We start from the raw sequence: 25,988 nt of genomic DNA on the forward strand, positions 1-25,988 counted from the left end.
CCCCCTAGTTTCCGGAACTCGACTGATCGGTGTTGACGGGCAGATAACGCGCCCACGCGTCCGCCAGGCCAACCTGGGTGACCTGGGTGTCCGTGGGGAAAGTGACGTAGCCTTTCGCGTTGGTGTTGTTGTGCTTGAAGGTCATTGGCGCAACCTGGTAGAGGCTCATTTCTTTGGCGAGCCGCTGCGCGTCGAGCGGTTTGCCACCCAGGTCGGGCCATGGCGAGTCCTCGATCGCGCGCAGGCGTGCCAGGATGTCGCTGGTGTGCATTCGGTCGGTGCGTTCCGCAGCGAACAAGTCGCGCAGGTCGGACAGCAGGCGAACGCCGAGTGAGGGCGTGGTCTTCTGGCCGAACACGAAGTGGCTGCACGCGGCTCGCGCCGTGGTCGGCCAGTGCCCACCCGCCAGTTCGGCGATGGCCAGGAGCGGTTCCCAGATTTCGGCTGGTCGATCGTCAACACCGGGCGGCATCTCGGGTTCGGCTTCGACCAGCCTGTCCCCCATTCCGTTCAACCAGGTACTCAGCGCTTCGCGAATCGGTTCGGACTGCCGAATGACCTTCGATTCCCGGTACGCCTCCACGTGTTCGTCCTGGCGACGCCTACGCAGGTGAATGGTGATGGCGCGGGTGGTGATCGTGTCGGGCATCCGCCCTGCGAGCCCCGCCAACGCCGTAGGCGCGAAAATCGGGAGACGTTCCACGGTGAACCCGGTCCCCGGGTCCCCTTTCGTCTTCGGCACTGTCGCGCTGCGCTTGTACCCGAGGTTGAGCATCTGGCGGACTTCCTCGTTGCCAGAGCCGCCCGCGCCGAAAATGGCATCCACCTCGTCCATCAGGACCGTGATCGGCCCGGCCGCCACCATCCGAACCAGCGCGGCTGCCGAACCGCCCGCGGTCATCTCCGGTTCCTTGGTGAGGTGCTGCGCGATCTCCAACACACGCGTCTTGCCCGACCCCGGCTCAGGTGAGGACAGGATCAGCCGGGGCGTGATGTAAAAGGCGTCGGCGACCCACGTGTGCGCGTACCAAAGCGCGAGCATGGGCGCGCAGTGCTCTGAAGGGAACGCGCTGAACCGCGACACGAAGTCCCGCACGGAATCGAGCACCACGGCCCCGTCCAGAGTGCTAGGTGTCGGGTCCGGGACTGCTCGCAAAGGCGTGGGCGAGCGGTCCCGGTTCGCCTGCTCGGTGGTGGCAGCGGGTGGGTTGGGGGTGGGCGCGGTCATGGTGTCTCCTGGTTCCGGGCCGGGCAGGATGGCGAGTTGGGGGGCGGTGCAGGAGGTGCACAGCCGCCCGAGGGGCTGATCGGCGGGGACCGGGCTGCCACGGGTTGCTCCCCAGCCCCAGCGGCATCGGGGTTCGGGCACGCCTGCGGCGCGGGCTTCGGCGGCGAGGGTGTCGATCTGGGTTGCGGTGTCGGGGTAGAAGTCCCGGATCTGGTCGAGTTCGCCGGGCTTGGCGAAGGACCCGCAGAGGCATTCGCCGGACATGTGCAGGTGGTCGCAGACCTCGTTGTGGGGCACGTCGGGGTGCATGGACCGGTAGGTGTTCAGGTCGAGCTTGGTCCACATCGCGATCGGGGAGACCCAGATGACCGAGTCCTCGCGCTCGTGCAACGGGATCGGGGGCCGGTCGCCTTGCCCGGCGCGGCGGGCGGACTCCGCGCGGCGGCGCCCGGCGAGGAACACCACCCGCTGGCGGTGGCCGTTGCCGACCAGCTCGGCCCGTGCCTGGCGCAGGGCGCGTTCCTTGAGGCGCTGGTACATGCGGTAGTGCTGGCCCGGCCCGGGAAATCCGTGCTTGAGGACGTAGTCGCGGTAGGTGCTTCCGGGTGGGGGGTGTTTCTCGATCAACGGCAGCCCCCACGCGGCGGCGGTCTCGCGCACGTGCCTGCGGGTCTGCTCGATGCCGATGCCGGTGTTGGCGTGCACCACATGAGTGGCGTGCGAGCGCATCAGATGGGCCAGGACGTTGGAGTCGTTGCCACCGGACCACAGCAGGCACACCCCGACGATCTCCCTGCCCCCGGCGTGCTCTGCCAAAGCCTCGGCCAGGATGCTGTGGGCCTGCTCCACCAAAGCCAACACCCGACACCGCCGGTCGGCGGGCGAAAGCGCGGCGACCACCTCGTCCGGAGTCGGGTCCACAGTTCCGGGCCGCAACGGATCCACGACCGGGGACGGGTCCTCCGGCCATAGCGGGGCGGTGACCGCGATGCTCATGCCGCCCTCCCGGTGCGAAAACGCGCCGCGGGCAGTTCCTCGTCAGGGGTGAGGTATTCACGGCCCCAGCGGCCCCACTGACCGGGGTCGATGTGTTCCCAGACGCGGGTGGTGCGGCCGTGCTCGTCGGTGTGGGTGTCGGTGGTGGGCGCGTAGCGACGTGACCAGCCGCCGTAGTCGCCCAGCGGGCAACGCATCCGGCGGGACGCGGCGCGGGTGGCGAGCCAGTCGGCGTAGAAGAACCCGCGGTGGGGTCGTGGTCCGCCGCGCAGGAGCACGACGTCGCTGTACGGGTCAGTCCAGGCGTAGCCGCTCATGCCGCCCTCCCCGCCATGGTGTGGTGGTGCCGGGGTTCGGGCGTGGTGGGCACCGCGCGCAGGATGTGGATCTGGGCGAATCCCTCACGGTGCAGGTGCGGCAGGTGCCGGGTGAGTTCGGTGTGGAGGTCGGCGACGTGCCCGGGTGGTTCGCGGCGGGCGCGGCGGAACTGGTTGGCCAGGCACACCACCAGGTCGACGTCCAGGACCACCGCGACCGCGGGAAGCCCGTGCGCGGCGGCAATCTCGACCAGGCAGGTGCGGCGGTGGGGCAGGGTGTGGGTGCCGTCGACCACCGTCGTCAGCCCGCTGGCGCACCGGGCGGCCAGCCGCCCCCGGATCAGCGCCTTCACTTGCTCGTTGACCGTCTGGTCGGTCTCGTCGCCGGTCAGTTCCCGGCGGCAGTCCGCATAGGACAACACAGCGGCGTTCGGGTGAGCGGCGGTCAGGCGGGCGGACAGGGTGGTCTTGCCCGCTCCTGGGGCACCGAGCATCACGACCACGCACGGGTCCGGCAGTGCCAGGGTGATCATGCTGCCCTCGTGTGGTTCTCAGTGGTGGGGCGCAGGCCCCAGGACGTGTACGCGGCGGCGCGGATCTGTTCGGGGGTGCGCGGGTCGGTGGTGAACGTGGTGCGGCGGCGGGTGAGTTCGGCGTGGCTGATCCAGGACTGGAACCCGCCGTGCCGGTGCATCGCGGTGTGGGCGTCTCGGGCGGCGTCCTTGAGCCTGTCGAGGGTGGCGCGCTCGACGGCGACCTGCTCGGCCCACACGCGGGCGCTGATCGCGGCGGGGGTGTTCTCGTCCACCCAGGCCACGGCGGCGATCAGCGCGGAGTGGAGCTTGCGGGGGTCGGTGTCGGGCAGCGCCTGCCAGGCTGGGCCGCCCAGCGGGGGAACCGGGCCGTGGTCGGCGCGGTCGGTCACCATCCGGCCTGCCCAGGACCGGACCGCGACCGGTGAGGCTCGGTGGGCGTCGAGGTGGGCGCGGATTGCGTGCGGGTCGGTGGGGTCGGGCCACTGGCTGCTCATGGGCACTGTCTCCTGTGGAGCTTCGGTTGCTGGCAAAGGGAGGCGCGGGGGCAAAAGGGTGTCGTGTCCCCGCGCCGCCCCTGCGGCTAGTCGATGGGGGTGCTGGTGGATGCTTCGGGCTGGGCCTCGGTGACGAGGGGGACCGGGCTGTCGCCGACGCGCAGGCTGTGCACCGTGGCTATGACGGCGTTTTTGTAGGTGTTGGCTGCTGTTTTGGCTGCGAGGGTGGCGTGTTCGAGGGTTCCGGCTTTGGTCGTGTCGGTGCTGTGCGTGCCGGTGTTGTGCATGGCGTAGGCAGCGGTGACGGCTGCCTCGGCGGTGTGGGCGACCCCTGGCATGAGGCAGCACACGAGCAGGAGCGGTTCGTTCATGGCGTCGCGGCTGGACTCGACTTCCCGTTGCCAGTGCTGCTGCTCATCGGGGTTGTTGCCGCGTGATTCCTCCAGGTATTCCATGTTGCTGCGGTGCCGGTCGAGGATCGTGAGCAGCTGGGCCGCTGCCTTGATCACGGTTTGCACCTGGGTGGAGGTGAATTGCAGGGCGGCGTGGGTGCGGGCGTGGGCGGCGTGGGCGCGGCTGGTGAGCCACGCGCCACCGAGTGCGCCGAGCAGGGCCAGGACGGCGGTCAGGAGGCCGTAGAGGGTAGGCAAGAGAATCGCCTCTCGTGTGACAGCGGGAAGGAAGGCGGCGCGGGGAAAGGGGGTGTCGTGTCCCCGCGCCGCCCGGCGGCTAGTCGGCGGTGGGGGTGGGGTGGGTGGGCCAGGCCGCGCGGATGACGCCTGTGCGGTCGCCGTCTGCGGTGGGGATTCCGGGGATTCCGAGCCAGCGCAGGGCATCGGCGAGGATCAGGTTGTGGTCGAAGGCCAACGGCAGGTGCACGGCGGTGATCAGCGGTTCCCAGTGGGCGGCGTCGGCGTCGTCTCCGCCCCGCACCGCCGGGGTGGTGGCCAGGTGGACGCAGTGGGCGACGGTGAGGTAGCGGCGGGTGGGGGTGGCCCAGTCGTAGACGGCGACGCGGTGCACGGCCTCCGGCGGAACGTCGAGCCCGGTTTCCTCCCGCAGCTCCCGGCGCGCGGCGGTGTCGAACGGTTCGCCGGGGCCGTCGACATGGCCCCCGGGCAGTGCCCAGCGGCCCGCGTAGGGGGCGTGGGCGCGGCGCACGAGCAACACGTGCGCGACTGCGTCCCGGTGGCCGATGACGACGGTGTCAGCGGTGATCACCACCGACTCACCGACCCGCGTGTGGGATGTGTTGTCCATCGGTTCTGTCTCCTGTGGATGGTGGGTGGCGTTGTGCCGGGACGGGCACTAGGACAGGGGATGTCGTGTCCCCGCGTTGAGCAGCGGGCGCGGTGGTCATCGGATGCGGCGGCCGTTGACCCAGACTTCGCCGCCGCTGCCGGTGAGGTTGATGTTGTGGTCGCCGACGATGTCGCCTGCCTGGTCGGTGACGGTGACGTTCCCGTCACCGACCACGTCCTGCCCGGGTGCGTTTTCCTGGCCGGGTGCGTGGCCCTGGGCGGCCGACCGGGCCGCCGCCCAGGTGGACCGATGCGCTTCCCGTGCCGCCCGTCGCGCTTCTCGTGCCAGCCGTTGCGCTTCGCGGGCCACTCGGGCGTATGTCGTGTCCCCGCTCGGGTCTGCGGTCCCGGTGCGGCCGATGTGGATCGAACCGTCCGGTCCGATGTGGACCGAGCCGTGGGTGTCTCCGCTGACTCGGCCGGTGCCGTCGATGGTGATGTTGCCGGTGCCGCTGACGTCGCCGGTGTCGCCGCTGCGGGTGTTCCCGGTGCGCGCGGCGCCCTGGTCTGTCGTGTCCCCGATCCGGACTTCGCGGCGGTCTCCGGTGATGACGATGTTGTTGTTCCCGCTGATTCGGCCGGTCCCGCCGCTGCGGGTGTGTTCGGCCTGCTCGGTGTCCTGTCGGTCTGTCGTGTCCCCGCTGTGAACCCCACCGCCGTGTCCGGTGACGGGTCCGGCGTTGTTCTCGCTGCTCCGGCCGGTGCCGCCGCTGCGGGTGGTCTCGACGTGCTCAGCGCGTCGCCGACTGCTACCGGTGTCGTCGGTGCTGCTGGTGGGGTCGGCCTCGGCCGTGGTGGGGACGCGGACGCCACCGGAAGGGGTGTTGTCGGTGGTGCGCGGTCCGGGCTCGTCGCGCCTGGGGCGGCCGGGCGTGCCACCAGCGGGTTCGGCGGGTTTCCCGGCGGTGTGGTCGACGTCGGCCACGCGCGAACTTGCGCGGCCTGTCGTGTCCCCTTCCCGGCGCATGTCGGGGCGGCTCTTGTCACTGCGGGGCTTGTCGTCCTCGGGGCGCTTCACCTTGGCAGCGCCCTTCCCGGCATCGGACCGGTCCTGCTGTGACCGCGTGGGAGCGGACTCGGACTGCTTGGCACCAGACTGTTTGGCATCTGGCTTGGCCCGTGTGGTGCTGGGCTGGGGCCGCTTGGGATCGGGTTTGGCCTGCCGGGACCGCTTGGCACCGGACCGGGACCGTTTGGCGGCGGGCTGGTCCTGCTTGGACCGTGTGGTGTCGTTCTGGGACTGCCGGGTGTCGGCGGTGTCGTGTCCCCCCTCTGGCTTGGGGTGTCGGGCGTGAACCTCGGCCACGTGCTGCTTCGCGGCGGCCAGTCGCTGCTCGGCGGCTTCGACGGCGGCGGTGTCGCCGTGGTCGCGGGCAGCGCCCAGGGCTTTGCGGGCTCGTTGGACCTGCTTGTTCGCGGAGTTGAGGGCTCTGTGGCGAGCCGTGCCGCTGCCGGGGCAACGTCGATGTGAACGGCACATAACGTGTCACATCCCCTTCCGATGATTACATTGAGTAGTCGCGGGGTGGGTTGGGGGTGCCGTGGCGGGCACCTGGGGCGGGTGTCGCTTGTGGACTGGAAGCGGTTCGGCGGTCGAGTTAGGTCGCCGGGATCGAGTTAGGTTCCTAACTTCCGGGGTTAGGTGTGCGATTCGGGTGGTGAGCTGGGGAAAGTTAGGTGGTGAACCGAGTTAGGTCGGGCCGTGGAACCCGCTGGTCGGGAGTGTTTTCGGCCGTGTCGGGTGGGCGGCCCGACCTAACTTCGGTGGTGTCCGGGTTCAGTCGTCGCCGTCGAGGTCGGCGGTGGCACGCTTGGCCAGGGCCTCACGCACGGTGACCGGGTCGACGGGGTACTTGTTGCCGGTGGAGGGCACTTTGACGCCCTGGGCTGCGAGTTCGGCGACCAGCGCCTTGCCGGTCAGGGTGCGGTAGGGCGCCCATCCGGGGGCGAGACGGGACAGCAGGGCGGGCACGTCCGCGGCGCGGACCGGGTCGTCGCCCAGCACCGTGTCGAGGTCTTCGAGCAGGTCACGGTTGGTCTCGCCCTGTGGCGCGGGCCGGTCGGCACCGGGGACACGACCGGTCGCGCGGATCGCGGCCAGTGCCCGCTCGATGATCGGGGTGACCTGGTCGTTTCCCTTGGCCACGGACAGGAAGTACGCCTGTGCGAGCTGCGACCGGGATTCCCCGGCGAAGCCCTTGACCACCGCGGTGCCCCGGTCGGTGCCCGGGATCAACTCGGTGGCGCGGTGCCCGGCGGCGTAGGCCCCCTGTCCGAGCAGGGCGTCGTTGGCGACGTGGTCGCCCACGGCGAACGCGATCCCGTTGGAGCAGTTGCGGGTCACGTCCCTGGGCATGCTGTCCTTGGTCGGAGCCTGAGTGGACACGATCACGTGGATTCCGCGCTTGCGGCCCAACCGGACGATGTCGACCAGCAGTTTCGCGATCTCCGTGCCGTACTCGGGGTGCTGGATGGCGACGTGGGCCTCTTCCAGCAGGCAGAACAGCGGGTGCAGCCCGATCCCGGCGGAAGCCAGCTTGCGGTTGACCTGCGGTTCCTCGTGCTCGACCAGGATCGCGCCGCGGTGCTGCACCTCGGCGTGCAGCTCACGCAACTGCTCCAGGATCTCGCCGATCCGCTCGTCCTCGGCGCCCATCACGTAGCGGGAGCACCGCGGCTTGAACACCTCGAAGTCGAAGTTCGCGTCGGGAACCCAGATCCGCAGCTCCGCGGTCGGGTCCAGCGCGGCACCGGCCATGATGACCCGCGCCCCGGACGACTTGCCCTGACCAGGCATCCCACCGACGATCGTGTTGCGCTCCATCACCGGGGCGAGGATCGGCTCACCCCGCAGCGACCGTCCGAACGGGACGCCCTTGAACACGTCCACCAGGCCCTCTTCCAGCAGCGGGTACTCCCCCGCCCCCGCGGCCAGCGCGCCCTTGTCCGCGATCCACAGATCCAGGATGCCTTCCTCGCTGCCGGTCGACGGGTAGACCTCCTTGGCCAACCGGTGCAACCCGGCGGCCAGGTCGGCGCGACGGCGGGCGACCTTGTCCGCGGTCACCCCGGCAGGCAGTCGGATCACGCAGTGCGTGCCGCGACCGTCCACCCGCAACGGAGTCAGGTACTGCAACGGCGACCCACCCTTGAGGTACTGGGTGACCTGCGGAATCCGCAACGCCGCGAGCGCGGCGGCGACCGTGGTCTCATCGATCATCAAGTCCACATCGGACTCAGCGGAGGTGGCCAACCACCGCGGCGCGGTCCCCCGACGCCGCCCCTCCCGGTAGGCCCCGTAGAGCACCGCCAGCGGCGCTCCGAGCAGCACCGGGGTCCACGCGGCGGTGACCAGCCAGACCATGAACCGCACGAAGTCCAGCACCCCGTCGACCACCCCGGCGAACGTGCCCGCCCCGGACACGTGCACCACCGCCGCGACCACGACGATGGTCACGATCAGCCCGACCAGCGACCCGATGACCACCTTCACCACACCGAACGCCAGTTTCGGCAGATCCATGAACCGCTGGTGCCGGGCCACGATCGCCGCCTCCCGGCGCTCGGTCCAGTCCCGCAGGCCCTCCATGTCCCCCGCGGCCTCCGCCGCCCGGATCTGGCGGCGGTACACGCCCATCGTGCCCGCGTCATAGGCCCGCAGCGCCCACGACTTGCCACCCTGCAACGTCAACACCGTCACCCTGATCACCACCATCGTCTTGGGGTTGTGCGCTGCCTTCGTCACCGCGGTCACCGCGCCCCGCACCGCCGGGAGCAGCCGCACCGGTCCCGCGTCGCGCACCGGCCCGTTGGGCAGGCGCCGGTCCAACTCCGCGGACTCGCCCGGGGACAGGACTTCACCGTTCACCGGAACCGGCTCGACCTGCGTGCCCCAACCGATCTCCGACGCGCGGTGAACGCTGTCGGCGGATCGGGTGCCGGGGCGCAGCGGGATCACTCGCCCGCCGATCTCCCCCGGCCCGGCTGCGTTGCCCTGACCGTTCACGAACGCGTCATCGGCGCTGTTCACGGGATCGGGCTGGTTGCTCGCGTCGGCGTTCATGGCGTGCGCACCTCCTTTCCTAGTAGTGGGTTGACCGCCGTGGTGTGGTCGTGGCCGATCGCGCGGCGGTCGTGGGCCATGCCGCCTGGGCAGGTGGCCATGTGGCCCGACCATGAACGGCCCGGCAGCACCCGCCAGACGAAGCAACGGTGACCGCAGTACCGGCAATAGGCCCCGGCCATCACGCGGCCCTCCTGTCGTCTTCGGCCAGGCCTAGGGGTGTGGTGTCGTGGGCTGCGGTGTCGAGGTCAACGCGTAGTTGGTGGGCGACCTTGGTGGACAGCCCACGCGAGCAGTCGGTGACCTCCCGCACCCACGCCGGGGTCACGTTCACCCCCGGCCCGTAGGCGGCACGGGCTTCGGCCACGTAGTCGGCCAGCAGCTTGCGGCGGGCGGGCACCCGGGCGTTCACCGGCTTGCCCTTGCGGGCGGCCGTGCGCGCCGCAGGACGCCGTTCACGAACCGGGACGGCCTTGGATTCCTGAACGGGAGCAGACCCGCCCACGACCGCGCCCGCAGCACCGGACCCGGCGGGGTCGGCCGTGGTGTCCGCCGCCTGCCCGGGGGCGGCGATGCCCTGCTGGGGAACCGGTTGCGTCACCGCCGTGGCGGTGGTGCCTGCGTCACGGACGGCGGCCACCAGCACCGCTTCGGTCAGCCGGTCCCGCAGATACGGCCCCGCCTCCGCCGCCGCGAGCACCAGGATCGGGGGCACCGAATGCAGCACGATCCCCGCAGGGTCCACATGCGCCCAGGACTCCCAGGTGTTCATCGTGTACGTGGCGGCGAACGCGAACCACTTCGTCCTGCTCGCCCACGGCCCGGTCTCCGGCACCTGCCACCGGGCGGTCACCTGCTCGGCCCGCAACACCGCGATCAGCACCAGCGACACCATCGGGTCCAGCAGCCACGCCGCGCACCAGGCCAGCGACCACGCCACCGCGGCTCCGGCGGCGAACTGCTGCACGTTGACCATCGTGAACGCCAACCCCAACAGGATTCCCGCCCACACCAACCCATCCACCTGCGCTCGGACCTTCTCCACCCGCAACGCGATCACATCCGGGTCCGTGGTCAACGCCCGCACCCGCGCCGCGTCCGCTGCCTCGGCCGCCAACCTGTCCACACGCGAGGCCCTGCTGTGCTTGTGTTCCGTGTCCATCACGCGGCCCCCTTCCTGGTCTTCTTGACTGCGGGAGCGCCCGCGAGACGACGCACGTCGGCCCCGGACAACCGGCCTTTGGCCGCGAGCCGTTCGGCGACCGCGCTGATCCGCGACCAGTGGCGGTTCACCAGTTCCTCGGCGAACCGTTGCGCGGCCTTCTCGGTCGGGGCGTCGTCCTTGTACTTGCGTCGCAACGCCTTGAGGTCGCTCAGGTCACCCTGCGCGGACTCGCGCCCCTTGCGCCGCGCAGCGGAAGCGCTCATGTCGGTGTTGTCCTCCAGCCAGCGGGCCATCGCGATCCCACCGGCCAGCAGGTGCGCCGCTTCCTCGGTCGGGACCACCTCACCGGTGATCCGCGCCCTGCCCTTGTAGCAACCGGAGAACCAGCCGCGGCTGATCCGCACGTCCACCACGTGACCGCCGAACATCGCGTGCACCACCGCGTGCGCGGCCTCGTGATAGGCCAACGCGAACCGCTGCACGTCCTGCTCGCTCATCCCGCCCGCAGGCGCTTTCTTGCTCATGCCGCCCTCCCACACACGTGCGGGAGCGTGGTCGCGGCGCTCTGCCCGAGGACCATGGCACGCAGGTCGACGTCCTGCGGGATGGTCGGGCAGTGGTCGAGCCGCCAGGCGGCGACAGCGGCCAGGAACACCCTGTTGACCGCGTCGCTGCCCTTCTTGCACATCGGGGCTTGGTAGGCGAGGTAGACCGCCTGCCACCAGGTCGACAGGTCGATGTGGTGGTCGGCGAGCAGGGCGAACATGTTGGCCCGGATACGATCGCGGTCGGCCGCGGCTGCGGTCACGACGTAGACCGGGTCACCACCGATCTCCATCCGGGACGCGTCCAGACCACGGGCAGCGACCCGCTCGGCCAGCCCCCGCCCCGCTACCACGGCAGCGGCGCCGCGCAGGAGCCGGTTGCCGAACACCGGGCGGCTGTGGAAGGGCAGGCGCACGAGGTTGTCGAGCACGTCCGCCTCGGGTGCTTCGGCCTCGAACCTGGCCAGGGCTGCCCGCCCGTAGGCGGCGGTGACCAGGCTGGCCGGGGTCTCCGTGCCGCCAAGGTAGGCGCGGGCATCAGGGTCCCAGGCCGACCCGTCGCGGAACCGTCCGACCGGGCCGATCCGGTCCACATTCGGGGCGGTGTCGGTGATCGGGGTGCGGAACCGCTCGGCGTCGCCGCCGTCGACCGCGCCCACACCCCCGACGATCGCCCCGGCCTGGGCCAGCCGGTAGCGCCAGGTCACCGCCTGGGCGTAGGCGGTCTTCACCGCCGCCGTCCGCTCGCCGACCGAGCGACCCAGACCCGAGTCCGACAGCCACCCGTGGATGTCCCGCGCGGCCGTGGCCTGCTCGTGCGCGAACCCACGCACCCGCCGCACGTCGACCCCGGCCCGCACCGCGAGATCCGGCGTCGGGAAATGCGCGGCGCTGATCACCGTCGTCGTGGCGCTCATGCCGCACCCCCACCCTGCCCGGCAGCCGGGCGGATGCGGTCGCCGCAACGCACGCACCACGGGTAGGTCGGCAGCTCGGGATCGGTCTTGTGCCCGTGCTCGGCGCAGGTCGCGCGGGCCACGCACAGGTCACACGTCCAGCCCCCGGCGACGGTGTTGCGCTGCCATCCCCAGGTGCGTGCCAGGGCGATCAGGTGCCCAGGGGTGGGGAAGTGCGCCGGGTGCTCGTCGCGCGCCCAGGACAGCGGGGTCTCGCAGGTCCCGCACCGGGCGGTCAGACACAGCGACGCCGCCGTGTCCGGGCCGGTCACCGCAGTGATCTGCGCGGTGATCCGGGCGTGCTTGTCCGCGACGCTGTGCCCGTCCCAGCTGGCGGTGTCCCAGGACATCGGCAGGTGCCCGAACAGGGCGGTGCTCAGGTCCTCGTCGTGGACGTGCCAGGACACCTGCCCGGTCGGCAGCTCCAGCACCACCACTGCGGAGCAGTCCGCCCGGTCGGGGGCCGGGTCGGTCTCCACCCGGGCCGGGAACACCGTCGCCAGCAGGGCGATCAGGTGCGCCCGGTCCCGGTACACCACCCGCATCGGGTCGTCGCCGGTGCTCATGCCGCACCCCCGCGCGAGGACGCGGGCAGGGCGGCCCAGGCGTGCAGCGTGGCCCAGGGCAGCGGCACCCGGGCGCCCACCGCCAGGTCGGGCAGCACACCGGTGTCGACACCGGTGTAGACCAGCACCTCAGCGCCCTCGGGCAGCCGCCCGGTGACCTCCAGGTGCGTCGAGTAGTCCGTCCGCCACGCGAACGCGGCGGCCTCGGCCAGGGTGCCCGCCCAGGACAACAGCCCGGCGGCGACCTTGGGCAGCCGCGTGTCGGAGTCGAGCTGGGCCTGCACCCGCGACGGCGTCGCGTACCTGACGACGGTCGCGCTCGTCAGTTCGGGCAGCTCGCGGTGGGTGTCGAGGTGGCGCGCCAGCGCCACCAGCAGACCGGACACGGTGGTGTCCGGCGTCGCGCTGTGGGTGAAACCCTCGGTCGATACCATCGGGCGGCCTCCACTTCCTGTGATGTCGTGGCGGTTCGGAAGCCCGGTCTGGCGAACGTTCTTGGCGGAGTGAGCGCCAGACCGGGTGTCCTGCTGTGGGGTTCGGGTGTCCGCAGGAGTCTCGGGCTCCCCGTCCCATCGGCGTGTCATCATCGGTCCTTTCCGGACAGTGGCTGAGTCGATGGTGGTCAGTGGCCGCACGTCCTGGCGCTGCGCGTGCAGCTGATCCAGTTGTGCGTGTGGTTCTCGGAGCAGATGGGCACCATTTCCCAGCACTCGGCCGAGTGCTTGTGTCCGTCCTCGGTGCTCCGGTCGTCGGTGTTCGGGTCGCTCATACCGATCTCCTTCGGGGGTCCAGGCGGTGGGACGCGGCTGTTCAGTCCCCGCATTCGATGCCGGGCACTGCTCGCAGAACACGAGCACCAGCAGCGTGAGCAGCAGCCGGGTCATGGCGGCTACCTCCTTCCGGGGTCAGGCCGCGCGCCGCTGCGCGGGCACAGCCGCGGCGGCGGTGGTGGGGCAGGACGGGGAGAAAGTGCCGCAGTGCACCCGCACGACCTGGCCGTGCAGCTCAGCCTCCACGGTCAGCAGCCCGCATCCGTTGGGGCAGAGCAGCCGGGTGCCGACTGGGTTCGGGATTCGGGTCACGCTCATCGGGCCACCACCGACAGCACCAGAGCGAGGACCAGGACGCCCAGGCCCAGGACCAGCAGCCCCACCGCCCGCCGGATGCGGTCGTACTTCGCCTGGGCGATCACGCCCAACTCGCAGGCGTGCACCGCCCGCGACATCGCCGACTCGTTCTCGTCGGCGAGTGATTTCAGCAGCGCGGACGGGCCGAACGCCGCGGCGTAGAGCCACGTCCCCGGGGCGGGCTCGGTCGGACCCAGCCGCGGCCGGATCGCCGAGAGCAGCAGCAGCACCGACACCAGGATCGGCGCGGCCGAGACCCACAACGTCACCGACGCCGCGATCGGCAGCGACCGGCCCGACAACGCGATCACCCCGGCCAGCGCGGCGCCCACCAGCGACAACAACGTGGTGGCCTTCGCATCCGCCCGCCGCAACTCGTCCCGCGCCTGCTCGTGTGTAACAGCCAGCCGCTCAGCAACGCCGCTCATCATGCCGCCTCACTCTCGACAGCGGCGGCCACGCGGGCGACCAGCGGCAGAACCCGCACGACCCGCGCCGCGGCCCGCGACGCCCGGCGCCGCTCCCGGCGGATCTCCGCGTCACGGTCGGCGAACAGCGGCGGCACCTGCCCCACCGGCTCGACCCGCTCCAGCGTCTCCGCGATCAGGACGTCCACCAGGGATTCGGTCAGCCCGTCCGGGAAATAGTCCAGGTACATCGAAAAGGTTCCTTCCGATCAGAGGATGAGGTCAGGCCGCAGCGCGGCCGGACGTGGCGGTCCACGCGGCATCGGTGCGCAGCTGCGCTCGCTGCCACCGGCCGTAGGCGATCTCGACGCGGTCCAGCGCCGCCGTCTGCGCGGCCCGCGCGGCGAACCACGCTTCGCGGTAGTCCGCCCGCCCCGGGTGCTCCGCGACCAACCGGCCCAGCGACACCACCCGCGTCCCCGCTGCCACCAGCGCCTTCCTGGCGGCCAGATAGCCCGCCGCCGCACGTTCCTCCGACAAACGCAAAACGCTCACCGTCGACCACTCGACCGGCGACGACGACTCACCAACAGTCGATCCAGACATCACAACACCTCCTGAGTAGAAATCGGGAAAACGAAAAGGCGGCCTGGTGGCGCGCCGCTCACAGCGACGGCACCACCAAGGCCGCAAAACAGCCCTGACCTGGCCAAACACACGCCAGGCGGGCCTTCGGCACACCCTTCTCCCACCGGAAAAAGGGTGCACTGAATACACCATATGAAGCCCCGCTCCCAGGGCCTTATCTCATGTAGTGATTGCGCATGCAAGACGATTTGCCACCCTCGGCTCCCAACTTGCGGGCTACCTCGGGAACGTCGTGCGCAATGGTCCTACCACTAAGGACGACCACCTGACGACACATGAGTGCCGCTCGCACAGCGAGATTGAGTTGTATTACGGGCCAGTTCGCGACCCGGTTCCTTCACCGCTGACCGTCTTGGTCCGCTTGGTACGGACCATACGCACCATCGCGCAGGAGATGCAACCCCTTGGTACGATCCAAGCGAACCAAAGCGGTCGACTGGAAGGCAGTGACGTGGACGGTCAGACCAGGTGGCAGGTCATCTACAACGAACTTCGCAATGCCATTGAGCTGGGGAAACTTGCCCCTGGAGACCAAGTGCCAACTGAACGGGACCTTGCAGGGCGGTACCGCATGTCTCGGCAAACCGTGCGGACCGCTCTCACCCGTTTGGAGCAGGCGGGGCTGATCGCAGCCGGGGCCGGAAGTCTCGGCCGAACGGTTCGTCGGCCCCTGGAGATCCACTTCGATGCGTCGAAGTTCGAGCTGGGCTACCGCGACGACGAAGTTCGCGGCGTGGACCAGTGGTTGAACGACGTCGAGAGTCAAGGATGGGAAGGGCGTCAGCAGGTCACCGTGACTACGCGTGCCGCAACAGCGAACGTTGCCCGTTGGCTTGACGTCGGGCCGGACTCACGTGTGGTACGTCGCCGGCGCATCAGGTCAGTGCGCAAGGCTCCATCGGTCGAGTGGGTCCCAGTAATGATTGCCGATTCCTGGTTCCCGGAAGACGTGGCTAGCCGAACGGTTGACGGTGTCGCCCCTCTTCTCATAGAGCGAGACATCACGATGCCAGGCGGTATCATTCGTTCGATCGGAATTCGCCAAGCAATGTTCATTGATGAAATTCGGTCACGGATGCCCAGCGACGACGAAGTAAAGTTGCTTGCGCTTCCCGCTGGCACACCAGTTGGTGAGCACGCGCGGATCGGTGTCGATGACACCGGACGACGGATTCGTGTGCTTGTCTCTGTATTTGCCGGTGATCGTCAGTTTGTGCGTTACGAACTTCCCGTGGGACATGGGCCAGTCGACGATGGGACAGAGGAAGATGACTGACATAGCAGTCCGACCAGCCCGAGTGGACGAACTTCCCGTCGTTCTAGGGCTGCTTGACGAAGCGGCCAAGTGGCTTAACGCGCGCAAGATCGACCAGTGGCCTTCGTCGTTCACTGGTGACGCAACCTGGCGAATTGATCGCATTCGTCGGTATGTGAACGAAGGTCGGACGTTCCTTGCCATCGACCGTGCAAGCGATGAGTCCATTGCAACGTTTACCATCACCGAACTGGCCGACCCTGAGTATGCGCACGGCTGGCCCGACGGACCCGAAAATGCGTTGTACCTGTTTCGAATGGCTGTGGCGCGCGCTGCTGCGGGGAATGATATAGGTGGTCAAATCATCCAGTGGGCCTCGAATGAAGCTGCCCAGCGGGGTAAGAAATGGCTCAGGATCGACGTTCACCGCCTAAACCCTGCGCTGCAAAGCTATTACGAGGAAAAAGGTTTTGTGAAAGTGGCAGAAGTACTTGCGCCGGACCCTACAGTTATCGGCCGGATACGCGGCTCCGGCGCTCTCATGCAACGACCTTCGATCTACTGATAACTGCCCTAACAACGCTCGCTAAGCGCGGCCGGTCGTGGCAGGCGTCTTCTCACCAGCGGCGAACTTGCAGCGGAACTCGGGATCACTCGACAGACCATCTCCGAGTACGTCCGCCGTGGGTGGCTCACACCTGCCGAGGTGACCCTGGGAGGTCACTTCCGTTGGGATCTCGAAGACGTCCGGCGGCGGATGCGCGAACTGCGCACTCAGCCGCAGGACGGAGACCTGTAAAGCCAGGGGTGTCCACACACTCCAGGCGGGCGGCTGCCTGCCCTCTGGAAGCCCGTAAAGCCCGTAACCGCCGTAAACGCGCACGTCAGGCGGTTACGGGCAACCCACAGCGGCCGTAAACCGGCCGGGGCAGGCCCCGCGGTGACGGAAACGACCTGGGCGCCGCACCCGTAACCACCCGCCAGGCCCGTAACCCTGTGACCAGCGCGTTTACGGCGGTTACGGGGTTTACGACCTCTGGGAGAACAGCCAGCCCGACCCGGCCGGGAGCGGACGACCCAAGGATCGACCAGGCGGGCGGCTGCCTGCCCTCTGGAAGCCCGTAAAGCCCGTAACCGCCGTAAACGCGCACGTCAGGCGGTTACGGGCAACCCACAGCGGCCGTAAACCGGCCGGGGCAGGCCCCGCGGTGACGGAAACGACCTGGGCGCCGCACCCGTAACCACCCGCCAGGCCCGTAACCCTGTGACCAGCGCGTTTACGGCGGTTACGGGGTTTACGACCTCTGGGAGAACAGCCAACCCCCGCCCGCTGATTCAGGAACCAGAAGCGACTTCCGGCAGAGGCGCAAGATATTGTCGCCATGCTGCGGCCAGACCGATCTGGGTCTTGGTGGGGTAGGTTACATATCCTTTTACGGCCAACTCGCCAATCTTGAATGTGACAGGTCGTATGCCATGACGTGCAAGTTCCCGAGACAACCGCCGAGAATCCAAGGGCACGTCAGGTGATACTCCGCGTTTTTCGAGTTCCCGTAGAAGTTCACCAGTGGCGATTCGGTCGGTCTGAAGCTGGTTGAACAACACCTGCAAGTGGCTAAGCAACCGCGTGTCGCCGCGCTCCAGCTCGGCTGCGTGTCGCTCCAGCGCTGCTGCGGCCTGGTCGAGCGCGGTGTTCCAGGCACCGTCGTCGGTAGGTGGTGTAGGTGTCCGCATACTCCGCACGATTGCCGCCGCTTTCCGCCAAGTGGCGATGGTCGCGTCCGCTTCCATGAAGGGAACCTCTCGAATCGACAGCATTACCTCTCCAAAGTTACCGATGTTACCGAAGTATCCGCAACTAATGTTGTCGGGTGACGGTGACGCAAACGGCCTGGACGTCGTACCCGTAACCCCACCGAACCCGCCCGCCACCCCCGTGATCAGCAGGGCTACGGCGGTCGCGGGCGTTACGGCCTCTGGGAGAACAGCCAGCCCAACCCGGGAGCGGCGCGCTGATGCGGCTGCGCGGGGGCGGCTAGGCTTCCTGGTCATGACGAGTCCCGCGGAGCTTGAGCGCAAGGTGCGACAGCTCGACAACGACGTTCAGTCGATCTACGAGATGCTGGCGACGATCGAGGCCACGCAGAAGCGGCAGGGCAACCGGCTTGCCGAGATCGCGACCAGCCAGGCGGAGCATGGGGCAAAGCTGGACGCCATCCTTGAGCTGTTGCGTGGCAGGCAGCCCGAGTGAGAGCTGTGGGCGACGGGTGCTGGAACGGTGAGGCGCGTCCCGGCTGGCTTCACTTGATGCCTCGACAAGTACGCGCTGGCGATACCCAGGGCGAGCACTTGAAGCGGCGCGTATCGTCTCGTTTCACCTGTTCAGACACTGTCCAGCATGGACCGTCAGTGCGCGTTCTGAGTGACTAACTGAGCGACAACCGTGGGGTACGGCGGCGGACGTCTGCGGACGTCAACGCACGAGTAGCGCAGGTCAGGCGCGGTATATGCCGTAAGTAGTTGCCCCTGCAAAGTGCCTGGGGGTCAAGGGGTCGCAGGTTCGAATCCTGTCAGCCCGACGGCCAGAGGAGTCTTCGCAGGTGAGAACCTGTGGAGGCTCCTCTTTTCTGTGCTTGGGCGGTGCTTCCACACCGAGCACAGAGCTCGGTGCCACCTTGACCTTGAGGGTGAGCACATGTCCTACGAGCCCGAGCCCCCACTGCCCATCAACCCAACATGGTCACGGTACGTGATCGCCTGGGATCGGTCGCTGCGGAGCAACAACAAGCCCAAGTCCACTCGCTACAACTATGAGCTCGGCGTGGTGCAGTTGGCGAACTTCTACCACTGGTTGGCCCAGGGCGCCCCGCTGGACGCGGACGCGGGCGAAGCGCATCGTGAATGGGCCGAGGACTGGGAATCGCGTTTCACCGACATCGACATCGAAGCGGCAGCGGAGGACCCGTGCGCGGTGACCAAGGAACACATCCAGGAGTACATCTACTGGATGATTTCCACCCGGTCGGACTCGACCGCGGTGAACAAGTTCAAGGTCACCAAGCAGTTCTTCCGCTTTCTTGAGGAGGACGACGAGATCGAGTTCTCCCCGTTCACCAAACTCACCCTGCCCAAGAAGGGCAAGAAACTCACTCCGATTCTGACCGACGACCAGACCGAGGCCCTGCTCGCAGAATGCGCAGGCAAGGACTTCCGATCCCTGCGCAACCGGGCCCTGATCGAGACCTTCCTCGACACCGCCCTGCGCTGCGCCGAGATGACCACCCTGACCACCGAGGAGGTCGATCTGCGCCTGGACCGCATCAAAGTCCACGGCAAAGGCGCCAAGGAACGCATCGTGACCTTCGGCGACCGCACCGGGAGGTCGCTGTCCAAATACGACCGCGCCCGCTCGAAGAAGCCGGGTGCGGGGTTGCCGTACTTCTGGCTGGACGAGACCGGCCGCAAACCCCTGACCATCGCCGGAGTCAAAAGCATGGTCCACCGCCTCGGCGACGCCGCGGGCGTCCCGAGCCTCTACCCGCACATGTTCCGCCACACCTTCGCCCACAACTGGCTGCTCAACGGCGGCTCCGAGAACGGCCTCATGCAGATCTGCGGCTGGGCCACACGCACCATGGTCGACCACTACGCCGCAATCGCCGCCGCCACCCGCGCCCTCGCCGAACACAAACGCCTCGGCATCCGCGACCGATGACAACAACGCCGTCGGGTCGGGGCCAGCCACCTGGTCCCGACCCGGCGGCACTGCTTTCGAACGGCCTACGCTGCCCGGCATGGTGGAGCAGAACCCCGCCGCGCGCAGGATCAAGCTCGACATGACCGTGGTGGTCGACGTCGTCGACGCGGAGTCGTTGACCCGGGAGGCCGTCGCCCAGATCGCCGCCACCGAGTTCTCCGGCGGCCCTGACCGCACCCCGGAACAGGAACGCGACGAGTACATCGCCAATGTCACCGCCGACCTGGCCGTCGCCGTCCAGTGGCTCACCGACCCGATGGCCGTCATCGACCACCCCGGGGCGGAACCGTCGGAAGCCAGTTGCGACGCGGTCGAGATCGACGAGCACGGGTTCCCCGTCAATACGGGCCCGGACTTCGACGCCCTGTTCGAGGTCTGCCGCTGCGGCAGCGACGACGACTGCGACACGTGCTCCGGCTTCCAAGTCACCCCGCACACCGCCCACGCCCTGCACAGCGCCCTCACCTTCTACGCCGACATGGCCTACGACGACGTCATCGACCACGGTGACGACCCCGTCACCGACGACGACTTCTGGCACCTGTTCGACGAGTACCCGCGCATCACCCACCGCCAAGACGCCATCTGGCGCCGCCAAGCCGCCCGCGCCTACGACGACCTCGCCGCCGACCTCGCACACGGCGACTGGCCCCAACCCCACAACCCCGCCGAGGAGATGGCCCTGCACCTGGCCCTGCGCTGGGCCCAGGACGCCCTCACCGACGGCATCATCACCCCCTACCAGTCCACCGGAGAACCCCACCCCGACGACCACGACTGGGAGACGCTCTTGGACGCCCTCACTCAGGACACCGACATCCTCGACCTCTTCCACCCCGACACCGACGGCATCGAGGACCCCGCCTCCGAACAAAACAAGTCCATCGGCATGGGCGACTACCGCCCCGCGGCCTGGTTCACCCCCTTCAACAACATGGACGGCCGCGACCCCCGACGCCCCTTCCGACGCTGACCCGAAGCAGCACGAGCGCAATACCCGCGTCACCGGGCACGGTGCCGCACTGCGCACCAGGACAAAGATCGAGGTGAGCTCGAATACGCGCGTTCGTCCCCGAGTTCGACCCCAAGCCCGAACTGGCCTGCACTGCGACGACTCGACTGCGCCTCCAGCGCTTCAAGAACCCGGTCGCCGAGGCCAGAAAGCGGTCGGTCTACATCGTCCGCATCCCGGGGCTCAAGGTCGGACACACCCTCGGCTCGCTCCACGGCCAACGCCTCTGGTGACTGATCGAGAAGACGATGCCCTGAGCCAGCCACCAACGCGCGCAACGAGTCTTGCCACCAAGTCCTGACCGAGCAATAGGCAACGCCTGGTTGAGCACGACCAGGTGCTCGCGGACCGGTGCCACGAATGCGATGTGCTGGGAACATGGACTCATTGACGCCAGCGCAGCGCACCCTGCGATCCCAGATCGCCGCCCACACCTCATGGCAGAACACCGAAGACCGCGCAGCCCGCACCGCACCAGCCCGCCAAGCCGCCCTGGACCGCTTCGACAAGCAGGTCGACCCCGACGGAACACTGCCCATCGCCGAACGCGCACGACGCGCCCAAAGCGCCCGCAGGGCCTACTTCCGAGCCCTGGCACTCAAATCCTCACGAGCACGCACCCGAGGCCGCGATTCTGACGACAACGAGAGGAATTGATCATCACGACGACAACCGTGCTGGAGGCCGCGTCACCCATGGCGTAGGTCAGCTGGCGGTCTTCACCGGGCCGGTTCCCGAACCGCTGTCGGTGTTGCTCGACGAACTCTGTGCCGAAGCGCGCGCCGAACGACGTCGGGGGCTCGTGCGACTCGTTCACCGCCATCGGTGATCAGCAGGCGACTCTCTCCGCACGGCCGCGCCTACCGGGATGGCTGTCCATGCCGCGATGATGCCCGAGGTCTCGCCAGTCCTTCCACAGGTCCGCCCCACAAGCTGTGGACGGCCCGAGCATGGTTATCACCTGGCCGTCCTCAAGTGCCGCGCTGCACCCGCTCCGCAGGGACGCTCAGGGCGCGGAACGGCACGACTTGGTCGATGCAGCGAATCGTCGCTCGGCGGCCGTCGGCGTAGGGCAGGTCGAAGTCGCACACGCCGTACCAGCGCCCGTCGACATCTTGCAGCCTCCCGTGAAGCTGCCCGCGCACGACGCCGCTCATGCTCAGGCCCGACGCGGCGACGCGCCTCGGGGTGTTCGGGGGCCAGGAGAACAAGGTACCCAGGTCAACCAAGACCTCGGTGACGACCGGGTAGCGCCCGTGCAGGCCATCACCAGCGAACCGGGTCCACGGGGTGACAAGCACGATCACTCCCCCGTAAGAGCCCAGCGGTACCGGCCGAGGTAGGGCGCATCGTCCAGCTCCGCCAGGGCCGGACACGGCCCGGGGATCGCCAGGAGCCATGCCGCGCCTCGTCCGGATGCCGGGTCGCACCGCGGGCAGGCCACCGTCAGGTGGCCACCGGTGATGGTCACCGGGCTCTGCTCGGGGTCGAGCCAGTGCAATCCCTCCCGACACCTCGCCGGGACGACGGCGACCGTCCTGCCCGTCGCGGGGTCAATCCGGCAGAACAACGCGCCGTCGAGTGCGGCGGCAGAAGGGGATGCGGTCACGAGGGCAACCTAACACGCCGACGAACATATGTTCGATCGACGCTGGCGGTGTCACACTGGCGCGACGGTTCATCCCGGCCGGGCGTTCGCATCGCTTGACTGGGACGAATGTCCACGCCCGCCGCCCACGACCGGACACGACGCGCGGGCGTTGGGAGGTCGTTCGCTGCGCCCGCCATTCTCAGCCAGCACGCCCACGGTGTGTTTCCTTTCGCCCGGTTCTCGACCGGTTGCCCCGACCGGGATGAACTGGCCGTCCGTATGGGATGCGAGGTACCTGTCCGGTAGGCGCCGCGCCTTACGGCTGGCGCAGGTTCAGCGAGCACGTCCGGCACGCGAAGCATCCGGAGGAGCCGTCTTAGTTCCGCTCGTACAAACGCCGCAAGGGCGCCGGTGCTGGAGAAGCGATTCCTCACGCGACAGCGCCGCGAGGTCGCAGCGGTCTGCCGCGAAATCTCGCGGCAGTGCCGGATCCGCGGGCTGCGGGTTCCGTCGTGGGGCAACGGTGCTGCGGCGGATTGCGCAGTTGGACCTGGTGAAGGCGACGACAGCACGAGACGGCCGGGATGCGGCCCGCGGTCCGATCCGAGTTGACGACAGGGTTTGACGACAGATTGAATCATCGACGGCGGCATTCGGCGACGAAGGGCGGCGCGGTCGTGGCGGAGCTGGTCTACACGCGGGTGTCCACCGACGAGCAGAGCACCCAGCGGCAAACCCCACCTGCTCGCCGAGGCAGGGCTCATCGCGGACGTGGACGGCGTGCGGCTGTTCTCCGACCCGGCAACTTCGTCGAAGATCCCGGCGCTGGAGCGCGCTAGCTTCCGCGAGCTGGCCAGCTATGCGCGGCCCGGCGACCAGCTGACGGTCTCGGAGCTGTACCGGCTCTGCCGCGACCTCGCCGACATCCTCGCGGTCCGGGAAAGGTGCCAACGTCATGAGGTGAAGCTGCGGGTGTTGTCCGGGGCGTTGTCGGGCATCGTCGACTTGGTCGCCACCGACGTGACCATCACCATGCTGGTCAACGCCCTGGTTTCGGTCGGGCGGTTCCAGCGCGACCTGCAAACGAACTCACCCGCGACGGCCAGGCCGTCGCCTGGGCAGGCGGCGCGCAGTCCGGCCGCCGCCCCCGCCTGGCCCAACTCGCCGCCACCGAGGAGGTTCGGCAGTCCTTCCGTAACGGCGCCAGCATCGCCGCCCTGGCCCGCGAGCATGGAGTCAGCCGGGTTGCCATCCGCACCGCTGTGGCCGATCTGCTGCCCAACCAACCCGGCTGGCCCGCCGTCGTCGCCGTAACGGAGTCGCAACCGGTGCGCGTGGAGATCCCCGGCGAGGTCGCGCACCACCTGACCGAACACGCAGACCTCGGCGATGCTGAACGGTACGCGCTGCGCCAGGGCCGGACCGTGCGTCGTGGCCAGGGCTACAGCTTGCACGTCACCGCGGTGCCCGACGTGCACAAGGCGCTGGTGATCGCGGCGACCGGGCCCAACACCGACAAGGCATCCTCGGCAGAGCGCAAGGTGTGCCGGATCTACACGGACCGGCTGAACAATGCGGTGTCTGCAGTACCAGCTTGAGTGATTCTATGATCGGCTAGGGGAGGAGGGGCTCGTGGACCACGAGAGGAGCACGCCACCCGGCAGGGTTGTCAACGCCGCCGCTGGCAGCGCAGACCAGGTTCTACAGGTCGGCCACGTTGCCGGTGACGTTCACGTCCACGGCGATCCCGCGCCGAGCCTTCCACCACCCCGGCAGCTGCCGAGGGAGGTCACACACTTCACCGGCCGTGCCGCCGAGTTGAGCAAACTCGATGCCTTGCTGGGCAACGCCGGATCGGCGCGGTCGTCAACGGTGGTGATTTCCGCGATCGCCGGTGCACCGGGAATCGGAAAAACCTCACTGGCGGTGCACTGGTCCCACCAAGTACGAGAACGCTTCCCTGATGGACAGTTGTATGTCAACCTCCGCGGCTACGACGCCAGCCCGCCGCTGAGCGCCGACCACGTGCTGGACGCGTTCCTCCGTGCCCTCGGGCTGCCTGCCGGGCGAATCCCCCAGGACACCGATGCCAAGGCCAGCGTCTACCGCTCCTTCCTTGCCGAGCGCCGGATGTTGGTGCTTCTGGACAACGCTGCCACACCCGACCAGATTCGCCCCCTGCTGCCCAACGAACCTGGCTGCCTAGTCCTGGTCACCAGCCGCAGCCGCCTATCCGGCCTCGTCGCCCGCGACGGTGCCCACCGGATCAGCCTCGACCTCCTCGCCCCCGACGAGGCGAGCTCACTGCTGCGAGACATCGTCGGGCAGGATCGGACCGATCGCGAGCCGAAGGCAGTCGACGAGCTGGCTCGTCGCTGCGCCTACCTGCCGCTGGCGCTGCGGATCACCGCTGAACGCCTCGCGGCCAGGCCACGCAGCACTGTCGCCGAGCTGGTGCACGAACTGGCTGACGAACGCCAGCGGCTGGACGTCCTCGCCGCCGCCGACGACGACGAGTGCACGGCGGTGCGCACCGTGTTTTCCTGGTCTTATCACTCACTTCCCCGTGACACCGCGCGGATGTTCCGACAACTGGGCCTGCACCCAGGCCCCACGATAAGCCTCGACGCCGCAACCGCGCTCACCGGCAGCACCACCACCGTCACCCGGCGGCTGCTGGACAACCTCGTCGCCGTGCATCTGCTCGCCGAGACCGAGTCGCGCCGCTACCAATTCCACGACCTGCTCCGGGACTACGCCGCCGAACAGGCCCTGCTTGACGAGCCCGACGCCCAGTGCGGCCTCGCCGTGCAACGGCTGTTCGAGTGGTACCTGCACACTGCGCATGCCGCGCTGTTCGCCTACTACCCCCTAAACCCCGAGCTCCCCATTGACTCCCCACCAGCAACCTGTCGTGCTCTGGAATTCACCGGTCTTGATCATGCACGCCGCTGGTTGAGCACCGAGTACCCCAACCTGGTGGCCCTCATTCGCCGCGCCCCGAATCTCAGCCAACACACCGCGTGCTGGCAGCTGACCATCGCCATCGGCACCTACATGATGCAAGAGCTGCCTGTCGCCGATCGGATCGACGTTCACCGACACGGCCTCGCCGCAGCCCAGCACACCGGCCACCAACTTGGCCAGGCGTGGGCCTACCTCAATCTCGGGTCTGCCTCGCGGGACGCCCACCACTACGACGACGCCATTGAATATGGCCAACGCGTATTGGCGATTTCAAGATCGATCGATGCCAAGTTTATGGAAGGAGCCGCGCTGGGAAACCTCGCCCGTTGTTTCAACGACCTCCGAAGGTACACGAAAGCAGCAGAGCTCGGCAACCAGTCGTTGAGTATCTACCGGAAGATAGGCAATCTACGGAACGTAGGTTTAAGTCTTATCCAACTTGGAGAATCCGAACATGGGTTGGGTCAGCTAGAACAAGCCAACGCCCACATCCAGCAGGGCTTAGACATCGTCACCGCGCTCAAAGGCACGACGCTTCAAGCCCTCGCCCTCCGGTGTCAAGCGAAGATCTTCCACGCACAAGGACAGCGCGACCTGGCTATCCAGAGCCTCAACCGCGCCGCACTGTTGAGCAAATCAGTACGCGATGATCGCCGTTACGGAGATGCGCTCAACCAACTCGGCGAGCTCTACAACGACATCGGCGAACCAGACCAATCCCGCAACGCTTGGCGTGAAGCTATCGCCGTTTTGGCTTACCTCGACCCGCCTCAAGCCGACCGGATTCGCATACAGCTGAACAGTTTCGAAAACGGCAATATAAATGATTCATGATCATTTGAGCTGTTTGGCGCACGGGACTTTGAGTATCTGCGCAGGCGACTTCGACACGTCGTCTGGGTATCTCCCATCTTCGGAAGTCGACAGAGGCTGTTCCGGGTGGTCGGACGGCTTGTTGCGCGTCGACCGACCGCCCGGAACGGGCGCTTGCGGCGTAGCGGATCTGCTATTTTCCGCGACTGGTGTCGAGCCGGGGCATGAGTTCACTGTTGGTCAT

At 68.2% G+C, this 25,988-nt stretch carries 31 protein-coding genes and 1 pseudogene; 10 read left to right on the plus strand and 22 right to left on the minus strand.

All coding sequences use genetic code 11. The features are described from left to right. Positions 1-4: 4 nt before the first annotated feature. The 7 genes from BLS56_RS25215 to BLS56_RS25245 all read right to left on the minus strand — a co-directional run bounded on the left by BLS56_RS25215 (position 5) and on the right by BLS56_RS25245 (position 5,890). On the minus strand, positions 5-2,224 hold the full coding sequence (locus BLS56_RS25215) for a DUF3631 domain-containing protein (RefSeq protein ID WP_091455666.1): 2,220 nt from the start codon (positions 2,222-2,224) through the stop codon (positions 5-7). After that, complete coding sequence (locus BLS56_RS25220) at positions 2,221-2,541, minus strand: hypothetical protein (protein ID WP_091455668.1); 321 nt, start codon at positions 2,539-2,541, stop codon at positions 2,221-2,223. The genes BLS56_RS25215 and BLS56_RS25220 overlap by 4 nt, the downstream gene beginning before the upstream one ends. Next, on the minus strand, positions 2,538-3,074 hold the full coding sequence (locus tag BLS56_RS25225) for an AAA family ATPase (RefSeq protein ID WP_091455671.1): 537 nt from the start codon (positions 3,072-3,074) through the stop codon (positions 2,538-2,540). Before BLS56_RS25225 ends, BLS56_RS25220 begins: the two co-directional genes overlap by 4 nt. After that, the gene (locus BLS56_RS25230; protein WP_091455672.1) at positions 3,071-3,571 is read right to left on the minus strand and encodes a hypothetical protein; all 501 of its coding nucleotides are present in this window, start codon (positions 3,569-3,571) and stop codon (positions 3,071-3,073) included. Before BLS56_RS25230 ends, BLS56_RS25225 begins: the two co-directional genes overlap by 4 nt. A gap of 86 nt (positions 3,572-3,657) precedes the next feature. Further along, entirely contained in the window at positions 3,658-4,221 is a 564-nt protein-coding gene (locus BLS56_RS25235) for a hypothetical protein (RefSeq protein ID WP_091455675.1), read from the minus strand. Between the two features lie 79 nt (positions 4,222-4,300). Further along, positions 4,301-4,831 (minus strand): NUDIX domain-containing protein, encoded by a 531-nt coding sequence (locus BLS56_RS25240; protein WP_091455677.1) that lies wholly within the window; start codon positions 4,829-4,831, stop codon positions 4,301-4,303. Between the two features lie 96 nt (positions 4,832-4,927). Further along, positions 4,928-5,890, minus strand: coding sequence for a hypothetical protein (locus BLS56_RS25245; protein ID WP_091455679.1), 963 nt, complete (start codon positions 5,888-5,890; stop codon positions 4,928-4,930). Positions 5,891-6,163: 273 nt separating this feature from the next. Here BLS56_RS25245 and BLS56_RS25250 point away from each other — a divergent pair, with 273 nt between their 5' ends. Then, positions 6,164-6,343 carry a hypothetical protein gene (locus BLS56_RS25250; RefSeq protein ID WP_139190986.1) on the plus strand — a complete coding sequence of 60 codons (180 nt, stop codon included), beginning with the start codon at positions 6,164-6,166 and terminating at the stop codon, positions 6,341-6,343. Positions 6,344-6,649: 306 nt separating this feature from the next. Here BLS56_RS25250 and BLS56_RS25255 read toward each other — a convergent pair whose 3' ends face one another. From BLS56_RS25255 to BLS56_RS25300, 11 genes are all read right to left on the minus strand, one after another. Then, positions 6,650-8,935 carry an FtsK/SpoIIIE domain-containing protein gene (locus BLS56_RS25255; RefSeq protein WP_175483035.1) on the minus strand — a complete coding sequence of 762 codons (2,286 nt, stop codon included), beginning with the start codon at positions 8,933-8,935 and terminating at the stop codon, positions 6,650-6,652. A gap of 181 nt (positions 8,936-9,116) precedes the next feature. Continuing rightward, positions 9,117-10,097, minus strand: a complete 981-nt coding sequence (locus tag BLS56_RS25265) for a hypothetical protein (protein ID WP_091455683.1) — start codon at positions 10,095-10,097, stop codon at positions 9,117-9,119. Then, positions 10,097-10,624: a hypothetical protein gene (locus BLS56_RS25270; RefSeq protein WP_139190987.1), complete on the minus strand. Its 528-nt coding sequence runs from the start codon at positions 10,622-10,624 to the stop codon at positions 10,097-10,099. Before BLS56_RS25270 ends, BLS56_RS25265 begins: the two co-directional genes overlap by 1 nt. Next, positions 10,621-11,562: a hypothetical protein gene (locus tag BLS56_RS25275; protein WP_091455689.1), complete on the minus strand. Its 942-nt coding sequence runs from the start codon at positions 11,560-11,562 to the stop codon at positions 10,621-10,623. Before BLS56_RS25275 ends, BLS56_RS25270 begins: the two co-directional genes overlap by 4 nt. After that, a complete protein-coding gene (locus tag BLS56_RS25280) occupies positions 11,559-12,167 on the minus strand; it encodes a hypothetical protein (protein ID WP_091455690.1) in 609 nt (202 codons plus the stop codon). Before BLS56_RS25280 ends, BLS56_RS25275 begins: the two co-directional genes overlap by 4 nt. After that, complete coding sequence (locus BLS56_RS25285) at positions 12,164-12,601, minus strand: hypothetical protein (RefSeq protein ID WP_091455693.1); 438 nt, start codon at positions 12,599-12,601, stop codon at positions 12,164-12,166. The genes BLS56_RS25280 and BLS56_RS25285 overlap by 4 nt, the downstream gene beginning before the upstream one ends. 188 nt (positions 12,602-12,789) lie before the next feature. Beyond that, complete coding sequence (locus tag BLS56_RS31775) at positions 12,790-12,936, minus strand: hypothetical protein (protein ID WP_175483036.1); 147 nt, start codon at positions 12,934-12,936, stop codon at positions 12,790-12,792. A gap of 136 nt (positions 12,937-13,072) precedes the next feature. Further along, positions 13,073-13,255, minus strand: a complete 183-nt coding sequence (locus BLS56_RS30925; RefSeq protein ID WP_139190988.1) for a hypothetical protein — start codon at positions 13,253-13,255, stop codon at positions 13,073-13,075. Beyond that, on the minus strand, positions 13,252-13,722 hold the full coding sequence (locus tag BLS56_RS25290; protein WP_228771916.1) for a Pycsar system effector family protein: 471 nt from the start codon (positions 13,720-13,722) through the stop codon (positions 13,252-13,254). Before BLS56_RS25290 ends, BLS56_RS30925 begins: the two co-directional genes overlap by 4 nt. Next, complete coding sequence (locus BLS56_RS25295; RefSeq protein WP_091455699.1) at positions 13,722-13,952, minus strand: hypothetical protein; 231 nt, start codon at positions 13,950-13,952, stop codon at positions 13,722-13,724. Before BLS56_RS25295 ends, BLS56_RS25290 begins: the two co-directional genes overlap by 1 nt. Before the next feature lie 31 nt (positions 13,953-13,983). Then, a complete protein-coding gene (locus BLS56_RS25300) occupies positions 13,984-14,241 on the minus strand; it encodes a hypothetical protein (protein ID WP_091455700.1) in 258 nt (85 codons plus the stop codon). A gap of 559 nt (positions 14,242-14,800) precedes the next feature. On the opposite strand from BLS56_RS25300, the gene BLS56_RS25305 reads away from it, so the two are divergent. The 3 genes and pseudogenes from BLS56_RS25305 to BLS56_RS25310 form a co-directional block, all read left to right on the plus strand. Continuing rightward, positions 14,801-15,625: a GntR family transcriptional regulator gene (locus BLS56_RS25305; protein WP_228771917.1), complete on the plus strand. Its 825-nt coding sequence runs from the start codon at positions 14,801-14,803 to the stop codon at positions 15,623-15,625. 22 nt (positions 15,626-15,647) lie between these two features. Then, on the plus strand, positions 15,648-16,169 hold the full coding sequence (locus BLS56_RS30930; protein ID WP_139190990.1) for a GNAT family N-acetyltransferase: 522 nt from the start codon (positions 15,648-15,650) through the stop codon (positions 16,167-16,169). Positions 16,170-16,202: 33 nt separating this feature from the next. After that, positions 16,203-16,403, plus strand: a pseudogene (locus tag BLS56_RS25310) (helix-turn-helix domain-containing protein); the annotation flags it as partial. A 536-nt stretch (positions 16,404-16,939) separates the two neighbouring features. On the opposite strand, the gene BLS56_RS25315 reads toward BLS56_RS25310, so the two are convergent. Further along, positions 16,940-17,422, minus strand: coding sequence for a DUF3631 domain-containing protein (locus BLS56_RS25315; protein ID WP_175483037.1), 483 nt, complete (start codon positions 17,420-17,422; stop codon positions 16,940-16,942). A 232-nt stretch (positions 17,423-17,654) separates the two neighbouring features. Here BLS56_RS25315 and BLS56_RS25320 point away from each other — a divergent pair, with 232 nt between their 5' ends. The 3 genes from BLS56_RS25320 to BLS56_RS25330 all read left to right on the plus strand — a co-directional run bounded on the left by BLS56_RS25320 (position 17,655) and on the right by BLS56_RS25330 (position 20,334). After that, on the plus strand, positions 17,655-17,855 hold the full coding sequence (locus BLS56_RS25320; RefSeq protein ID WP_091455709.1) for a hypothetical protein: 201 nt from the start codon (positions 17,655-17,657) through the stop codon (positions 17,853-17,855). Positions 17,856-18,299: 444 nt separating this feature from the next. Continuing rightward, positions 18,300-19,319 carry a tyrosine-type recombinase/integrase gene (locus BLS56_RS25325; protein ID WP_091455712.1) on the plus strand — a complete coding sequence of 340 codons (1,020 nt, stop codon included), beginning with the start codon at positions 18,300-18,302 and terminating at the stop codon, positions 19,317-19,319. Positions 19,320-19,398: 79 nt separating this feature from the next. Continuing rightward, positions 19,399-20,334, plus strand: a complete 936-nt coding sequence (locus tag BLS56_RS25330; protein WP_091455715.1) for a hypothetical protein — start codon at positions 19,399-19,401, stop codon at positions 20,332-20,334. Positions 20,335-20,971: 637 nt separating this feature from the next. On the opposite strand, the gene BLS56_RS31780 is transcribed toward BLS56_RS25330, so the two are convergent. From BLS56_RS31780 to BLS56_RS25345, 3 genes are all read right to left on the minus strand, one after another. Then, positions 20,972-21,196, minus strand: a complete 225-nt coding sequence (locus tag BLS56_RS31780) for a hypothetical protein (RefSeq protein ID WP_175483038.1) — start codon at positions 21,194-21,196, stop codon at positions 20,972-20,974. Positions 21,197-21,344: 148 nt separating this feature from the next. Next, entirely contained in the window at positions 21,345-21,674 is a 330-nt protein-coding gene (locus BLS56_RS25340; RefSeq protein ID WP_091455717.1) for a hypothetical protein, read from the minus strand. A 2-nt stretch (positions 21,675-21,676) separates the two neighbouring features. Beyond that, the gene (locus tag BLS56_RS25345; RefSeq protein WP_091455720.1) at positions 21,677-21,982 is read right to left on the minus strand and encodes a hypothetical protein; all 306 of its coding nucleotides are present in this window, start codon (positions 21,980-21,982) and stop codon (positions 21,677-21,679) included. A 753-nt stretch (positions 21,983-22,735) separates the two neighbouring features. Between BLS56_RS25345 and BLS56_RS25350 the strand changes: the two genes are divergently transcribed. The 3 genes from BLS56_RS25350 to BLS56_RS25360 are packed head-to-tail and all read left to right on the plus strand — an operon-like array spanning position 22,736 to position 25,765. Next, a complete protein-coding gene (locus tag BLS56_RS25350) occupies positions 22,736-23,278 on the plus strand; it encodes a recombinase family protein (protein ID WP_228771918.1) in 543 nt (180 codons plus the stop codon). 14 nt (positions 23,279-23,292) lie between these two features. Beyond that, a complete protein-coding gene (locus tag BLS56_RS25355) occupies positions 23,293-23,562 on the plus strand; it encodes a hypothetical protein (protein ID WP_228771919.1) in 270 nt (89 codons plus the stop codon). 34 nt (positions 23,563-23,596) lie between these two features. Then, complete coding sequence (locus BLS56_RS25360; RefSeq protein ID WP_091455725.1) at positions 23,597-25,765, plus strand: ATP-binding protein; 2,169 nt, start codon at positions 23,597-23,599, stop codon at positions 25,763-25,765. Positions 25,766-25,988: the final 223 nt, after the last annotated feature.

Source organism: Actinokineospora iranica, from assembly GCF_900101685.1.
Lineage (GTDB): Bacteria > Actinomycetota > Actinomycetes > Mycobacteriales > Pseudonocardiaceae > Actinokineospora > Actinokineospora iranica.

Coding starts and splice junctions, on each gene's coding strand:
- BLS56_RS25215 (WP_091455666.1), bottom strand. CDS start 2,224: ATGAGCATCGCGGTCACCGCCCCGCTATGGCCGGAGGACCCGTCCCCG.
- BLS56_RS25220 (WP_091455668.1), bottom strand. CDS start 2,541: ATGAGCGGCTACGCCTGGACTGACCCGTACAGCGACGTCGTGCTCCTG.
- BLS56_RS25225 (WP_091455671.1), bottom strand. CDS start 3,074: ATGATCACCCTGGCACTGCCGGACCCGTGCGTGGTCGTGATGCTCGGT.
- BLS56_RS25230 (WP_091455672.1), bottom strand. CDS start 3,571: ATGAGCAGCCAGTGGCCCGACCCCACCGACCCGCACGCAATCCGCGCC.
- BLS56_RS25240 (WP_091455677.1), bottom strand. CDS start 4,831: ATGGACAACACATCCCACACGCGGGTCGGTGAGTCGGTGGTGATCACC.
- BLS56_RS25255 (WP_175483035.1), bottom strand. CDS start 8,935: ATGAACGCCGACGCGAGCAACCAGCCCGATCCCGTGAACAGCGCCGAT.
- BLS56_RS25265 (WP_091455683.1), bottom strand. CDS start 10,097: ATGGACACGGAACACAAGCACAGCAGGGCCTCGCGTGTGGACAGGTTG.
- BLS56_RS25270 (WP_139190987.1), bottom strand. CDS start 10,624: ATGAGCAAGAAAGCGCCTGCGGGCGGGATGAGCGAGCAGGACGTGCAG.
- BLS56_RS25275 (WP_091455689.1), bottom strand. CDS start 11,562: ATGAGCGCCACGACGACGGTGATCAGCGCCGCGCATTTCCCGACGCCG.
- BLS56_RS25280 (WP_091455690.1), bottom strand. CDS start 12,167: ATGAGCACCGGCGACGACCCGATGCGGGTGGTGTACCGGGACCGGGCG.
- BLS56_RS25285 (WP_091455693.1), bottom strand. CDS start 12,601: ATGGTATCGACCGAGGGTTTCACCCACAGCGCGACGCCGGACACCACC.
- BLS56_RS31775 (WP_175483036.1), bottom strand. CDS start 12,936: ATGAGCGACCCGAACACCGACGACCGGAGCACCGAGGACGGACACAAG.
- BLS56_RS30925 (WP_139190988.1), bottom strand. CDS start 13,255: ATGAGCGTGACCCGAATCCCGAACCCAGTCGGCACCCGGCTGCTCTGC.
- BLS56_RS25290 (WP_228771916.1), bottom strand. CDS start 13,722: ATGAGCGGCGTTGCTGAGCGGCTGGCTGTTACACACGAGCAGGCGCGG.
- BLS56_RS25295 (WP_091455699.1), bottom strand. CDS start 13,952: ATGTACCTGGACTATTTCCCGGACGGGCTGACCGAATCCCTGGTGGAC.
- BLS56_RS25315 (WP_175483037.1), bottom strand. CDS start 17,422: ATGCTGTCGATTCGAGAGGTTCCCTTCATGGAAGCGGACGCGACCATC.
- BLS56_RS25320 (WP_091455709.1), top strand. CDS start 17,655: ATGACGAGTCCCGCGGAGCTTGAGCGCAAGGTGCGACAGCTCGACAAC.
- BLS56_RS25325 (WP_091455712.1), top strand. CDS start 18,300: ATGTCCTACGAGCCCGAGCCCCCACTGCCCATCAACCCAACATGGTCA.
- BLS56_RS25330 (WP_091455715.1), top strand. CDS start 19,399: ATGGTGGAGCAGAACCCCGCCGCGCGCAGGATCAAGCTCGACATGACC.
- BLS56_RS31780 (WP_175483038.1), bottom strand. CDS start 21,196: ATGGCGGTGAACGAGTCGCACGAGCCCCCGACGTCGTTCGGCGCGCGC.